The sequence below is a fragment of the Pseudonocardia sp. DR1-2 genome, assembly GCF_023717215.1.
GTDB classification, from domain to species: Bacteria; Actinomycetota; Actinomycetes; order Mycobacteriales; family Pseudonocardiaceae; genus Pseudonocardia; species Pseudonocardia alni.
Map to the genome: position 1 here is coordinate 867,625 of NZ_JAMQOF010000001.1, position 13,986 is coordinate 881,610.

At 76.6% G+C, this 13,986-nt stretch carries 12 protein-coding genes; 9 read left to right on the top strand and 3 right to left on the bottom strand.

From position 1 onward, the window contains the following. The first annotated feature begins 152 nt into the window (after window positions 1-152). The 4 genes from ND486_RS04060 to ND486_RS04075 are packed head-to-tail and all read left to right on the top strand — an operon-like array spanning window position 153 to window position 4,987. The gene (locus tag ND486_RS04060; protein WP_251782880.1) at window positions 153-1,745 is read left to right on the top strand and encodes an NAD(P)/FAD-dependent oxidoreductase; all 1,593 of its coding nucleotides are present in this window, start codon (window positions 153-155) and stop codon (window positions 1,743-1,745) included. A 55-nt stretch (window positions 1,746-1,800) separates the two neighbouring features. After that, window positions 1,801-2,862, top strand: a complete 1,062-nt coding sequence (locus ND486_RS04065) for an acyl-CoA dehydrogenase (protein WP_251782881.1) — start codon at window positions 1,801-1,803, stop codon at window positions 2,860-2,862. Then, on the top strand, window positions 2,862-4,148 hold the full coding sequence (locus tag ND486_RS04070) for a bifunctional PIG-L family deacetylase/class I SAM-dependent methyltransferase (RefSeq protein WP_251782882.1): 1,287 nt from the start codon (window positions 2,862-2,864) through the stop codon (window positions 4,146-4,148). The genes ND486_RS04065 and ND486_RS04070 overlap by 1 nt, the downstream gene beginning before the upstream one ends. Continuing rightward, the gene (locus ND486_RS04075) at window positions 4,145-4,987 is read left to right on the top strand and encodes a glycosyltransferase family 2 protein (RefSeq protein WP_251782883.1); all 843 of its coding nucleotides are present in this window, start codon (window positions 4,145-4,147) and stop codon (window positions 4,985-4,987) included. Before ND486_RS04070 ends, ND486_RS04075 begins: the two co-directional genes overlap by 4 nt. A 15-nt stretch (window positions 4,988-5,002) precedes the next feature. Here ND486_RS04075 and ND486_RS04080 read toward each other — a convergent pair whose 3' ends face one another. Further along, window positions 5,003-5,500 carry a bifunctional nuclease domain-containing protein gene (locus ND486_RS04080; protein ID WP_251782884.1) on the bottom strand — a complete coding sequence of 166 codons (498 nt, stop codon included), beginning with the start codon at window positions 5,498-5,500 and terminating at the stop codon, window positions 5,003-5,005. Window positions 5,501-5,630: 130 nt separating this feature from the next. Between ND486_RS04080 and ND486_RS04085 the strand changes: the two genes are divergently transcribed. The 5 genes from ND486_RS04085 to ND486_RS04105 all read left to right on the top strand — a co-directional run bounded on the left by ND486_RS04085 (window position 5,631) and on the right by ND486_RS04105 (window position 11,859). Beyond that, window positions 5,631-6,290, top strand: a complete 660-nt coding sequence (locus tag ND486_RS04085; RefSeq protein ID WP_251782885.1) for an HAD family hydrolase — start codon at window positions 5,631-5,633, stop codon at window positions 6,288-6,290. A gap of 92 nt (window positions 6,291-6,382) precedes the next feature. Continuing rightward, complete coding sequence (locus ND486_RS04090) at window positions 6,383-7,690, top strand: cytochrome P450 (RefSeq protein WP_251782886.1); 1,308 nt, start codon at window positions 6,383-6,385, stop codon at window positions 7,688-7,690. Between the two features lie 32 nt (window positions 7,691-7,722). After that, window positions 7,723-8,340 (top strand): TetR/AcrR family transcriptional regulator, encoded by a 618-nt coding sequence (locus ND486_RS04095; protein ID WP_251782887.1) that lies wholly within the window; start codon window positions 7,723-7,725, stop codon window positions 8,338-8,340. Window positions 8,341-8,422: 82 nt separating this feature from the next. Beyond that, the gene (locus ND486_RS04100) at window positions 8,423-9,418 is read left to right on the top strand and encodes an amidohydrolase family protein (protein ID WP_251782888.1); all 996 of its coding nucleotides are present in this window, start codon (window positions 8,423-8,425) and stop codon (window positions 9,416-9,418) included. Window positions 9,419-9,732: 314 nt separating this feature from the next. Beyond that, window positions 9,733-11,859: a DEAD/DEAH box helicase gene (locus ND486_RS04105; RefSeq protein ID WP_251782889.1), complete on the top strand. Its 2,127-nt coding sequence runs from the start codon at window positions 9,733-9,735 to the stop codon at window positions 11,857-11,859. Window positions 11,860-11,868: 9 nt separating this feature from the next. Here ND486_RS04105 and ND486_RS04110 read toward each other — a convergent pair whose 3' ends face one another. Both ND486_RS04110 and ND486_RS04115 read right to left on the bottom strand, forming a co-directional pair. Further along, window positions 11,869-12,225, bottom strand: coding sequence for a VOC family protein (locus tag ND486_RS04110; RefSeq protein WP_251782890.1), 357 nt, complete (start codon window positions 12,223-12,225; stop codon window positions 11,869-11,871). 91 nt (window positions 12,226-12,316) lie between these two features. Then, on the bottom strand, window positions 12,317-13,984 hold the full coding sequence (locus ND486_RS04115) for an alpha/beta fold hydrolase (protein WP_251782891.1): 1,668 nt from the start codon (window positions 13,982-13,984) through the stop codon (window positions 12,317-12,319). Window positions 13,985-13,986 lie beyond the last annotated feature (2 nt).

The following is a 13,986-nucleotide window of genomic DNA, read 5'->3' on the forward strand; positions in this document are numbered from 1 at the left end:
TGGGCGGTGCGGCACCGGTCGGTCCGGCGTGACGGCGCGGCTACCCGCCCACCAGCAGCGGATGCCGATCGTGACGGGCATGACCCCCGCGGACCCGGGTAGCGCGGTGCACGGCGCCCCGCGCGGGCCGCCGGCACGGGAGGGGGAACCGGGTGACCGAACGGGTCGACGCCGTCGTGGTCGGGGCCGGGCACAACGGCCTCGTCGCGGCGAACCTGCTCGCCGACGCCGGCTGGGAGGTCCTGGTCTGCGAGGCCGCCGAGGCGCCGGGCGGCGCCGTGCGCTCGGCGGAGATCACCGCGCCGGGCTTCGTCAGCGACCTGGCCAGCGCGTTCCACCCGCTCGGCGCCGCCTCACCGGTGCTGCGCGAGCTCGACCTCGGCGCGCACGGGCTGCAGTGGCGCCACGCCCCCACCGTCCTCGCCCACCCCACCCCCGACGGCCGGTGCGCGGTGCTGCACCGCCGCCTCGACGACACCGCCGCCGCGCTCGACGACGACCACCCCGGCGACGGCGACGCCTGGCGCGCGCTGGTCGCGCAGTGGGACCGGATCGGCGACGACGTCGTCGCCGCCGCGCTCCGCCCGTTCCCCCCGGTCCGGCCGGCCTCCCGGCTCCTGCGCACGCTCGGCACCGGCGACGCCCTGCGACTGGCCCGGATGCTGGTGCAGCCGGTGGCGCGGATGGCCCAGGAGCACTTCGGGGGCCGGGCCGCCCCGCTGCTGCTGGCGGGCAACGCCCTGCACACCGACCTCGGGCCGGACTCCGCGGCGGGCGCCGCCTACGGCTGGCTGCTGGCGATGCTCGGCCAGCGTGTCGGCTTTCCGGTCCCGGCGGGCGGGGCCGGGGCCCTGACCGGTGCGCTCGTCGCCCGGCTGACGGCCCGCGGCGGGCGGATCGACTGCGGACGGCCGATCCGGACCGTCCTGGTCGGACCGTCCGGCCGGGCCTGCGGCGTCGTGGACGCGGACGGCCGGCGGGTCCTCGCCCGCCGGGCGGTGCTCGCCGACGTCGACGCGCCCCGCCTCTACCGCGACCTCGTCGGGGAGGAGCACCTGCCAGCCCGCTTCGTCGCCGACCTCGCCCGGTTCGAGTGGGACTTCTCCACGGTCAAGCTGGACTGGGCGCTCGACGGGCCGGTGCCCTGGACCGCGCCGGGTGCCCGGTCGGCGGGCACCGTGCACCTCGGCGCCGACGTCGACGGCCTGCGCCGCTACGCCGCCGACCTGACCGCCGGCCGGCTGCCCCGCGACCCGTTCCTGCTGTTCGGGCAGATGACCACGGCCGACCCGACCCGCTCCCCGCCCGGCACCGAGTCCGCCTGGGCCTACACCCACGTGCCGCGCGGCCTGGGCTGGGGCCGCGACGAGGTGCTGCGCTGGGCCGACCGGATGCAGCAGGTCGTCGAGGACCACGCGCCGGGGTTCGGGTCGCGGGTGCGGGCCCGCGCCGTCGCCGGGCCCGCGGACCTGCAGGGCCGCGACGGCAACCTCGTCGACGGGGCGATCACCGCGGGCACCTCCGCGGTGCACCAGCAGCTGGTGTTCCGCCCGGTGCCGGGCCTGGGCCGCGCCGACACCCCGGTGCCGGGGCTGTTCCTGGCCGGGGCGTCGGCGCACCCGGGCGGCGCGGTGCACGGCGGGCCCGGCGCCAACGCGGCGCGGGCCGCGCTGGCCGCGTCCGGGGCGACCGGGGTGCTCTACCGCGGCGCGGTGCGGTTCGCCCACCGGCGGCTGTACGGCTGAGCCCCCCGCCCCGCGGTCGGGTTTGGACCCGCCGGGACCGGACATACGGCAGCCCGTGAGCCTCGACCACCGACCCGACGTCCCCGGCGCCGACCACCGGGGTGGCCGATCCGGGCCCGCCACCGGCGTCCTGGACCCGGTGCCCGCACCCGCAGGCCCCGCCGAGCCGTTCCCGGGCGGAGCCGGGGCCACGTTCGCCGCCGCCGTCGCCGGCGGTGGGCTCGACCTCCCGCTGCCCGGTTCCGGGGCGACCGCGACCCGGTGGGCGCGGCTGGCCCGGATCGCACGACGCGACCTGCCGGTCGCGCGGCTGGCCGAGGGGCACGCCGACGCCGTCGCGATCCTCGCCGACCACCACCGCTCCCCCGTCCCGGACGCCGGCTACGGGGTCTGGGCGTCGCGGTCCGGCGGCGGGGCCCGCCTCGACGGCGGTCACGACGGGCTCCGTCTGTCGGGCACCGTGCGGTTCTGCTCGGGCACCCACCTGCTCGACCGGGCACTCGTCGTCGCCGGGTCCGGGGCCGGAGCCGGCACCCGGCTCGTGGACCTCGACCTGCGTGCCCCGCAGGTGGAACGGGTGACGGCCTGGCGCGCCGCCGGGATGGCCGCCAGCGACACCCACGACGTCGTCCTGCACGACGTGCCCCTGCCGGCCGAGGCCGTGGTCGGCGGACCGGACGCCTACACCGACCGTCCCGGGTTCGCCCACGGCGGCGCCGGGGTCGCCGCGGTGTGGCTGGGCGCGGCGGCCGCGATCGTCGACCACGTCGCGGCGCCGCTGCGCACGGCCGACCCGGATCCGCACCGGCTGGCCGCGCTCGGGGCGGTGCACGCCGCCGTCGCCGCCGCGGACGCCCTGCTCGCCGTCACCGCGGCCCGGATCGACGCCGACCCGGCCACCGCCCACCACGACGCGGTGGCCACCGTGCGGGCCGCGGTGGAGCGGGCGTGCCGGAGCGTGCTCGACGCCGCCCCGGAGATCGCCGGGGTCGCCGTGCTGGCCGGGTCGCCGCTGCTCACCGCACGCCTCGCGGACCTGCAGATCTACCTGCGCCAGCACCACGGCGGACGCGACCTCGCCGCCCTCGGGCGCGCCCTGGTCACCCCGGCGACCTGATGGAGCCCGTGCAGTCCCCGGACGTCTGGGAGGACGCGGCCGCGACCCTCGCCCGGCGCGGTCTCGACCCGTCGTCGTTCGGCCGCCTGGTCGTGGTGTGCGCCCACCCCGACGACGAGACCCTCGGCGCGGCCGGGCTCATGCGCGGGGTCGTCGCCGCGGGCGGCACCGTCGAGATCGTCCTGGCCAGCGACGGTGAGGCCGCCCTGCCCGAGGTCGGGTCGATCGACCGGGCCGGGCTGGCCCGCACCCGCCGCGCCGAGCTCGACGCGGCGCTGGCCGAGCTGGGCGTGCCCGCGACGGTGCACCGGCTCGGGCTGCCCGACTCGGCCCTGCACGAGGACCGGCTCGTCGGTCCGCTGACCGGGCTGCTCGCCGGCGCCGACGCGTGGGCGAGCCCGTGGCGGGGCGACCCGCACCCCGACCACGCCGCGGTCGGCCGGGCCTGCCCAGCGGCGGCCCCGGTGACCGCGCACGGTTTCGGGTTCCCGATCTGGGCCCGCACCCGGATCGCGCCGACCGATCCCGGCGTGCCGTGGGACCGCGCCCACCGGCTGACGCTGTCCGCCGACGACCGGGACGCCAAGCGCCGCGCGATCGCCGCGCACGCCTCGCAGTCCGCCGTGCCGCCCGGCGGGACCCGCGCGGTCCTGTCCGCGGCGACGCTCGCCCACTTCCACGGCGGTCACGAGGTCTACTTCCGGGAGCCGCCGCCCTCGGGGGCGCCACCGGAGCTGTTCGCCGGTCTCTACCGCGACGGCGCCGACCCCTGGGCCGTGCGCACGTCGTTCTACGAGCGGCGCAAGCGCGACGTGCTGCTGGCCTGCCTGCCGCGGGAGCGCTACGCGCTGGCCGCCGAACCTGCCTGCGGGCTCGGCGAGCTGACCCGTGACCTGGCGGCGCGCTGCGACCGGGTGGTGGCCTCCGACGTGGTCGACGAGGCCGTCGCCGCCACCACCGACGCCCTCGGCGGGACCCCGGGCGTCGAGGTCCTGGCGGCCGACGTCGACGACGACCGGGCGGTCCCCGGCGGCGTCGACCTCGTCGTCCTCGCCGAGTTCCTCTACTACCTGCCCGCCGCGCGGGTGGGCGCCGTGCTCGACCGCATCGCGGGCGCGCTGGTGCCGGGCGGCGACCTGGTGCTGGTGCACTGGCGGCAGTGGCCCGCCGAGGCGCCCGCCGACGCCGCCACCGTGCACGCGCGGGTGCTGGCCGACGACCGCTTCGACACCCTCGTCGAGCACACCGACGAGCAGTTCCTCCTGCACGTGGTCCGGCGCCGGTGAGCCGGACCGCGCGGTCGGGGACCGCACCCTCCGCCGCGGGCGTGCTCGTCCCCGCCCACGACGAGGCGGGCACCATCACCGCCTGCGTCCGGTCCGTGCTGACCGCCCTCGACCACACGCCCGGGCTCACCGCGCGGGCGCTGTGCGTGGTCGCCGACCGCTGCTCCGACGCCACCGCCGCGCTCGCCCGGGCCGCCGCCGCGACGCACCCGGCCGCGGACCGGGTGCGGGTGACGGTGCTCGAACCCACCGCCGGGGTGGCCCCGCTGCCCGGCTGCCGGTCCGCGCCGCGGCCGCACGAGGTCGCCGGGCCGGTCACGATCGGGGCGGTCCGTCAGCTCGCCGCCGTCACCCTGGCCGCGCTGCTCGCCGCCGACGGCGCCGCCCCGGCGACGACCTGGCTGCTCGGCACCGACGCCGACGGCACCGTGGCCCCCGGCTGGGTCGCCGCACACCTGGCGCTGGCCGCGGCCGGCGCCGACGCCGTCGCCGGTGGGGTGGTGCTCGACGTGCCCGGGCTGCCGCGCCCGCCCGGCGAGCCCGCGCCGCCCGACTACCCGGTGTACGGCGCGAACCTCGGCGTGCGCGCCGACGCGTGGGCCGCGGTCGGCGGGTTCCCGCCGCTGGCCTGCGGCGAGGACCACGGGCTCGTCGCCCGGCTGCGGGCCGGCGGCTACCGGGTCGTCGCGGGTGCGCCCGCGACGGTGCGGACCAGCGCCCGCACCCGCGGCCGGGCCCGTGGCGGGCTCGCCGACCTGCTGCGCGACGCCGGTGCGCCGGCCCTCCCGCAGGCCGGGCCGGGTGTCGGCGCGGGCGGGGCGGGCAGGCCGGTCGCCTGAGCGTGGCCGCCGGGGTCAGCGCGGCGGCCCGTCGAAGTCGTCGGGCGTGGCGGTGTCGAGGAACCGGCGGAACGCCTCCAGCTCGCCGGAGCCGCTGCCCAGCCCCTCGACCACGACCGTCGACGGGTCGACCCCGGCCACGGTCAGCACCGCGTCGGCGACGACGATGTCGGCGCCGAGCAGCAGCGCCAGGACCACCGCGTCGCTGGTGCGCGAGTCGACGCGGGTGCCGTCGTCGAGGTCGAGCTCGGCGTGGAACACCGCGTCGCGCAGGGTGTGCACGCGGACCCGGACCAGGCGGCGGCCCGCGGCGCGCAGCACGGCGCCGATCAGGCGGTGGGTACCGGGGCGGGCGCTCTGCACCCCCTCCAGCGCGGCCGCCGCGGCCAGCGCCTCGGCCTCCCCCACCGCGACGACGACGATCCGCCCCGCCCCGGACGTCTCCTCCAGCAGGACGACCCGGTCGGTCGTGGCCGCGTCGGTGCCGACGGCTTTCACCCGTACCTGCGGCATCTGCGCACATCCCGTCCTCGGTGTCGCACGGGGTACCCGCCGGGCGCCGGACCACACCCGCGCGGCGCGCGGAGTCCGACCTCACCGGCCGGCGCCGCGTGGACGCCGGGCGCGTGGGTACCCCGCGCGGATGACGACCCCCGACACCGCGGTGATCGACGTCGACGGCACGCTCGTCGACACCAACTACCACCACACCATCGCCTGGTCCCGCGCCCTGCGCCGGTTCGACGTCACGGTGCCGCTGTGGCGGCTGCACCGTGCGGTCGGGATGGGCGGGGACCAGCTGGTCCCCGCCGTCGCCGGTCAGGGGTTCGAGGACACCCACGGCGACGACGCCCGCGCCGCCTGGAAGGAGGAGTTCGACCCGCTGCTCGGCGAGGTCGTCGCCCTGCCCGAGGCGGCGGAGCTGCTCGTCGACCTGCGCGACGGGTTCGGGATGAAGGTGGTGCTGGCCAGCTCGGGCGATCCCGAGCACGTCGAGGCCTATCTGGACCTGTTCGACGGACGCACCCTCGCCGACGCCTGCCTCACCCGGTCCGACGCGCGCCGAACCAAGCCCGACCCGGATCTGGTCAAGGCGGCGGTACGCCGGGTCGCCGGGTCGACCGCGTTCGTCCTGGGCGACTCCGAGTGGGACGTGCGCGCCGCCGCTGCCGCCGGGCACCCCGCCTACGCGGTGCGCACCGGCGGAGCGGGTGTCGACGAGCTGACCGCGGCCGGCGCCGTCGAGGTCCTCACCGACCTCGCCGCGGTGCGGCAGGCGATCCCGCGGATCCTGCGCGGCTGACCCGGGCTCCGATTTCGCTGCACACCGTGCAACGAGTTGGTAGCGTCGGCGGCGCCCCTCCACGGACCGACCGACCCACCGCAGGGAGACCCATGTCGAGTGACTCCGCCGCGCCCGGGACGACCGACACGACCGGCTCGCCGGTCGGGCTGCGCAGCATCGTGCCCGAGGACCTGCTCGAACGGCCTCCCGGATGCCCGTTCGACCCCGCCCCGGGGCTGGCCGCCCGCCGCGGTGGTGGCGCCGTGCAGACCGTCGAGCTCCGCAACGGGGCACGCGCGTTCCTCGTCCTCGGTTTCGGGGAGGCCCGCGAGGTGCTGGCCGACACCCGGTTCAGCTCGGACCGCGTCCGCTTCAAGGACGCCACCGCCCTGCAGCCGCACGAGGTGGCCGAGTTCGCCGCCGCGGCCGAGCGGGGCGAGCCGGTCCGGCCGGCCGACGTCGAGCGCACCGACGGCATGTTCGTCTTCATGGACCCGCCCGAGCACACCCGGATCCGGCGCCTCCTGCAGGGCCAGTTCACGGTGCGCCGGATGCGGGCACTGACCGAGCGGATGCGGGCCATCGCGGACGAGCACATCGACGCGATGCTCGCCGCGGGCCCCGGCGCGGACCTGGTGGCCGCCTACGCGCTCCCGCTGCCGTCGCAGATGATCTGCGAGCTGCTGGGCGTCGACTACGCCGACCGGGCCCGGTTCCAGGAGAACACCACGGTCGGGCTCAGCTCCGCCTCGTCCGACGCCGACCGGGCCCGCGCCCTGGGCGAGCTGTACACCTTCCTGGCCGGGCTGGTGGCGCACAAGAAGGAGAACCCGGCCGACGACCTGCTGTCCGGGCTCGTGCACGACACCGACCCGCCGCTACCGGACAACCAGCTCGTCGACATCGCGCTCGTGCTGCTGGGGGCGGGCCACGAGACGACGGCGAACATGCTCGGGCTGGGCGCGTTCGCCCTGCTGCGCAACCCCGGGCAGCTGGCCTTCCTCCGCGAGCACCCCGACCGCATCGACGACGCCGTCGAGGAGCTGCTGCGCCACCTCAGCATCATCCAGCTCGGTGTGAGCCGGGTCGCCACCGAGAACCTGGAGGTCGGCGGGGTCACCGTCCCGGCCGGGTCGACCGTGGTCGTCGCCGTGCCGGAGGTCAACCGCGACCCGCGCACCGTCGAGGCCGGTGACGAGCTGGACCTGTCCCGCCGTCGCGTCCCGCACCTCGCGTTCGGGCACGGGGTGCACCAGTGCATCGGCTCCCAGCTGGCCCGGGTGGAGATGCAGGTGGGCTTCGAGCGTCTGTTCACCCGGATCCCCGCGCTGCGCCTGGCCGTCGAGGCCGGGCAGGTGCCGCTGCGCAACGAGATGCTGATCTTCGGTGTGCACGCGCTGCCCGTGACCTGGGGCTGAGGCCTCGCCGGCCGGAGGGCAGGATGCCCGGGATGGACACCTCCGACCGGCCCCCCTCGCCCGGTGTGCGTGCGCGGCGCAAGCTCGCCACCCGCGAGGGGGTGCGCTCCGCCGCGGTCCGGCTGTCGGAACGTCACGGCCTCGACGGCGTCACCGTGGAGATGATCGCGGACGAGGCCGGGGTGTCGGTGCGGACGTTCTTCAACCACTTCCCCAGCAAGGAGGACGCGGTCCTCGCCGTCGTACGTGCCCGGGCCGCCGACCTGGTCGAGGCGTTCCGCGCCCGACCCGTTGACGAGCCGGTGCTCGACGCGGTGCGCGAGGCCGCGCTCGGCGTGCTCGCCGGCGACGACGGGGACCCGGACACCCGGACCGCACTCCACCTGGCCCACCACGACCCGGCGTTGCAGGCGCGGCAGATGGCGGTCCTCCTGGAGCAGGAGTCCGCGCTGGCCGCGGCGATCGCCGACCGGGCACCCGCCGGGGACGCGCCGGTCCTCGCCGCGGTCGCGCTCGCCGCGCTGCGGGTGGCCCAGGCCCGTGGCCTGGCCTCCGGCGGCCCCGACCACGCGGCCCGGCTCGCCGCGGAGATCGACTCCGCGCTGCGGCTGCTGAGCGTCGACCCGCCGGGCGGGACCACCGGGCGCTGAGCCCCCGCCGCCGCCACGGTGGCACCATCGTCGTCGGCGCCGCGGTCGCGCGGCCGGTCCTCCGTCAGCCGCGGGAGCACCCATGTCGATCATCGCCGTCGAGGAGCACTGGACCTCCCCCGCGCTGGACGCGGCACTGGCCGCCCTGCCACCGCACCGCCGGGACCCGAGCACGGCCCTCAACGACATCGGCGACCACCTCGCGCAGCTGCACGACCTCGGCGCGGGCCGGCTCGCCGCGATGGACGCCCAGGGCGTCGACCTGCAGGTGCTCTCGGTCGCCCCGCCGTCGACCGGACCGCTGGACCCGGCGGACGCGGTCGCGCTGTCCCGCGAGCTCAACGACACCGCCGCCGCGGCCGTCGCCGACCACCCGCGGCGCCTGCGTGCGATGGCGACCCTGCCCACCGCGCACCCGTCGGCGGTCGCGGCCGAGCTGGAACGCGCCGCCGACCTGGGCCTGGTCGGGGCGATGGTCTACGGCCGCAGCGGCGACATCCTGCTCGACGACCCCCGCCTCGACGACCTGTTCGCCGTCGCCGCGGCACGCGCGCTGCCGGTGTTCGTGCACCCGCAGGTCCCGCCGCCCGCCGTGCGCGACGCGTCCTACTCCGGGTTCGGCGACACCACCGACCTGGCGCTCGCGACGTTCGGGTGGGGCTGGCACGTGGAGGCCGCCGTCGCGGTGCTGCGCCTGATCGCCCGCGGCACGTTCGACCGGCACCCCGGCCTGACCGTCGTACTCGGACACTGGGGCGAGCTGCTGCCCTACTGGGCCGACCGCGCGAACGGCGTCGCCCGGGTCGCCGGGCTGGAGCGCTCGGTACCCGAGTACGTGCGCGAGAACATCGTGCTCACCTGCTCGGGGATGCTCGACACCGCGCACCTGCGGCACGCGCTGGCGGTGACGACGCCCGACCGGCTGCTGTTCTCCACCGACCACCCCTTCCAGCACCCGTCGCGGGCGGAGGTCGCGGGGTTCCTCGACGGGTTCGCCGCCGCCGACCGCGACCTGTTCACCGAGGGCAACGCGCGTCGGCTGTTCCGCATCGAGGGACCGGTCGGCCCGGACCGGTAGCGGGGGTGGTGTCGTCCGCCACCGGTGTGTCACGCGCCGTACGGGCCCGCCCGGGGTAGGGTGGGAACCGGATCAGATCTGCCGACCGTCCCGGGTGTTCCACAGCCGGGTCGTACGGCGGGTCCCGGACACCGTCGACGGCCTGTGGCGCTTCCCGCAGCCGGACCGCCGACCTCCGTGACTGCGATCCCCCACCGGCCGGTTCGTGGTGCGGAGGGGCCATCCGGCCCTTCGTCACGTCGAGCACGTCCGGCCGCGGCCCCCCGGGGACGCGGCCACGGACCGGCGCCGCAGGACGTCGACAGGAGCAGTACGTGGCGCGAGGAGGCCGGCCCCGGACCGGGGCTCGCCAGGGCACCCCCCAGCGACGTCGCCGCCCGCGCGGCAACGACGTGATGTCGGTGCTGACCGGGGCCGCACGCGAGGTGCGGACCGCCCTGCGGACCGGCCGGGTCACCCCGGCCACCCGCACCAAGTTCCAGACGGTGGCGCTGCTGCTGCGCGACGAACGGGCCCGGGTCCGCGACCGGCACGACGACGCGAAGCGGGCCGAGACCCTGCAGCGTCTCGACGAGATCGCGAAGGCACTGGCGATGGACGCGGTCCGCGACGCGGGCCTGCTGGCCCTGCTCGCCGACGACGCCGTCGTCTCCGACTCGGCGCGCGCGCTCAAGCGGGAGATGCTGCGCTCGGCCGGGATCGAGGTCGACGAGCCCGAGCCGGAACCGGAGCCCGTCGAGGTCCCGCTGGTCCCGGCGAAGCCGCAGGTCGTGCCGCAGTCCGTGGTGGCCCGGCAGATGGCGAACCCGTTCCTCGCACCCGACTTCTCCGCCGCGCCGCCGAGCGGCCCGCGCCCGACGCCGCTGACCGGCTGGGAGCTGCTCGGCCCGCTGCTGCGCTCCTTCGAGCGCGCCGGGGCCGGCGCACCGGCGTGCATGGAGCTGCCCGAGCCCTCGACCCGCCCGGTCCCGGGCGGCCGGGAGCTGATGCCGCACCAGGCGGAGCTCGTCGCCGCCGCGGAGAACGGCCACCGCACCTTCCTGCTCGCCGACGAGCCCGGCCTGGGCAAGACCGCGCAGGCACTGCGCGCGGCCGAGGCCGCGAACGCCTACCCGCTGCTGGTCGTCGTGCCGAACGTGGTGAAGACCAACTGGGTACGCGAGGCCGCGCTGTGGGCGCCGCGCCGGGCCGCGACCGCGATCCAGGGCAACGGCGACTCCGTCGACGGCTTCGCCGACATCGTCGTCGTCAACTACGAGGTGCTCGACCGGCACATCGGCTGGCTGGGCGACTTCGGGTTCCGCGGGATGGTCGTCGACGAGGCGCACTTCATCAAGAACCGCACCTCCCAGCGGTCCAAGCACGTCCTGGACATCGCCGAGAAGATCCGGGCGTTCATCCCCCGGCCGCTGCTGATGGCGCTGACCGGCACCCCGCTGATCAACGACGTCGAGGACTTCCTCGCCATCTGGCAGTTCCTCGGCTGGATCGACGCGACGAAGCCCCGCGCCGAGCTGCTCGACAGGCTCACCGCGACCGGGATGACCCCGGCCGACGGGCTGTTCGAGCGCGCCGCGCGCCAGTGCGTCGTCGACATGGGCATCGTGCGCCGTCGCAAGATCGACGTCGCCGCGGACATCCCGGCCCGGCGCATCGCGGACCTGCCCGTCGAGATCGACGGCCCGACCGGCCGGTCCATCCGGGCCGCGGAGAAGGCGCTGGCCCGGCGGATGGTCGCCCGCTACACCGCCGCGCTCGCCGCCCGCCGGTCCGGCCCGATGGTCGAGGGCATCGACCACGGCCTGGTCCGCGACGTCGCGGGCTGGGAACAGAAGGACGCCGCGGAGGCGGGCTCCGGGGACAACGTGTTCACGATGATGCGCCGCCTCGGCCGGGCCAAGGCCGGGCTGGCGGCGGACTACGCGGTGCAGATCGCGCGCAGCGCGGGCAAGGTCGTGTTCTTCGCCAAGCACGTCGACGTCATGGACGCCGCCGAGCAGACCTTCGCCAAGCAGGGCGTGCGGTACTCCTCGATCCGCGGCGACCAGACGCCGTCGGTGCGCCAGCGCAACATCGACGCGTTCGTGAACGACCCGGGCGTCGCGGTGGCGGTGTGCTCGCTGACCGCGGCAGGGGTCGGGCTGAACCTGCAGGTCGCCTCGAACATCGTGCTCGCGGAGCTGTCCTGGACCGCGGCCGAGCAGACCCAGGCGATCGACCGCAGCCACCGGATCGGACAGTCCGAACCGGTGACCGCGTGGCGGATCCTCGCCGCCCAGACGATCGACGCCCGGATCGCCGACCTGATCGACTCCAAGGCCGGCCTCGCGGCGGCGGCGCTCGACGGCGCCGACGACGTGTCCGGGTCGTCGGCCGACGTGCAGCGCGAGGCCCTGGTCGCGCTGCTCACCGAGGCCCTGGAGGCCGACCTGGCGGCGTGAGCGGCCGGGTCAGCTCGCGGGCGGCGTGTAGAACTGCAGGTCGTTGCCCTCGGTGTCGCGGAACGGGAAGATCCGGCCCCAGGAGTGCTCGCTGATGTCGCCCTGGACGTGGCCGCCGCGCTGCTTCAGGTCGTCGAGGGCCTCCTCGATGGACGTCTCCGGGTGGAAGCTGATCACGGCACCGCCGTGGTCGGCGGTCTCCGCGGTCTCCCGGCCGTTGAGCCCGATGGTGAGGCCGCCGGCGTCGAGCTCGGTCCAGTCGTCGCTCTCCATCGTCACGGCCAGGCCGAGGACGTCCCGGTAGAACGCGGTCGCCCGCGTCATGTCGGTCACCGGTACCCAGACCGCTGCCACCTGCTTAGCCATGTCCACTCCGTCCCGCCGGCGTGCGCCGACGTGTCGCCCGACACCCTGTCCCCGGACGGCTACCCCGGGCCGGAGCGGCGAAACGGCGGGCTCAGGCGGAGCCGCCGAGGTGCTCGGCGAAGTGGCGCTCCATCGCCCGGAACAGCCGGATCCGGTTCTCCGGGTTGGCGAAGCCGTGCCCCTCGTCGGTGGCCAGCAGGTACTCCACCGGCACCCCGCGCTCGCGCAGCGAGGCCACGATGTTGTCCGACTCGGCCTGCACGACCCGGGCGTCGTTGGCGCCCTGGGCGACCAGCAGCGGCGTGCGGATCCGGTCGACCATCGTGATCGGCGAGCGGGCCGCGAGGTCGGCCGCCTGCTCCGGCACGTCCGGGTCGCCCGCGTAGCGGTACCAGGCGTTGACCTGGTACGGCCGGACGAACTCGGGCAGGGTCCGCATGAAGTTGGCAAGGTCGGAGATGCCGACGTAGTCGACGGCGGCGGCGAAGCGGTCCGGGGTGACGGTCACGCCGACCAGCGCGGCGTACCCGCCGTAGGAGCCGCCGTAGATGCCGATCCGGTCCGGGTCGGCCCAGCCCTGCCCGACGGCCCAGTCGCAGGCGTCGATCAGGTCGTCGTGCATCGCGCCCGCGAGCTCGCCGATCGCGGCGGTGAGGTGGCGGCGGCCGTAGCCGGTGGAGCCCCGGAAGTTGACCTGCAGCACGGCGTACCCGCGGTTCGCCAGGAACTGGACCTCGGGGTCGTAGCCCCAGGTGTCGTGCGCCCACGGCCCCCCGTGCACGACCAGGACCAGGGGCAGGCGCTCGGTGTCCTGCCGGGTCGTGCCGACGGGCAGGGTCAGGAAGCCGTGCAGCGGGAGGCCGTCGCGGGCGGTGAACGACACCGCGTCCATCGGTGCGAGGTCGGCCGGGTCGAGGTGCGGGTGGCCGCGGAACAGCTCCCGGCTCTGCCCCGTCGCACGGTCGTAAAGCCGGTACACGCCCGGCTCGCGGTCGTGGGTGTACCCGGCGATCCAGAGCCGCCCGGACTCGTCGGAGGAGACCGACTCCAGCACGCCGTCGGACAGCGCGGACAGGGCCTCGAACACCGGCACGAACTCCGGGTCGAGGATCTCCAGGTGCGGCCGCTCCCCCACGTACCGGGCGGCGACGACCTCGCCGGTGGCGCGGTCGGTGAGCAGCGTCTGCGGCAGGCCGGGGCCGAGCATCCCCAGCGTGTCCAGGCTCCTCCCCTCGACCGCGGACACCACGGTCTGCTCGCCGGTCGCCCGGTCGATCCGGACCAGCCGCAGGTCGTCGGAGTCCTGGTGGAGGCCCAGGAGCAGACCGGTGCCGTCGGGGGTGACCATCTGCGGGTACACGCCGACCGGGTGCTCCGGGCCGCCGACGGTGTGCAGCAGCCGTCGCCCGCCGTCGGGGTCGACCGCGGAGATCTCGTAGTCGCCGGCCGCGGTCATGACCGAGTGGAACGCCGGGCGCCCCTCGCGGTCGGTCAGCCAGGTCTCGCGCAGCCCGGGCTGGGCCAGCTCCAGCGTGGCCTCGCCGGTCGCGAGGTCGACCCGGAACATGTCGATCGACATCGGGTCGGGGTTCATCCAGACCAGCACGGTGCCGGGCCGCTCGTGGGACGGCTCGACCCCGAACACCCGCGAGCCCGGCGCCATCGGCGTGAGGTCGACGGCGGGCTCCCCGGGGGCGTCGAGGTCGACCCGGTACAGGTGCCAGTCCTCGTTGCCGTCGGTGTCCTGCTCGTAGAGCATCC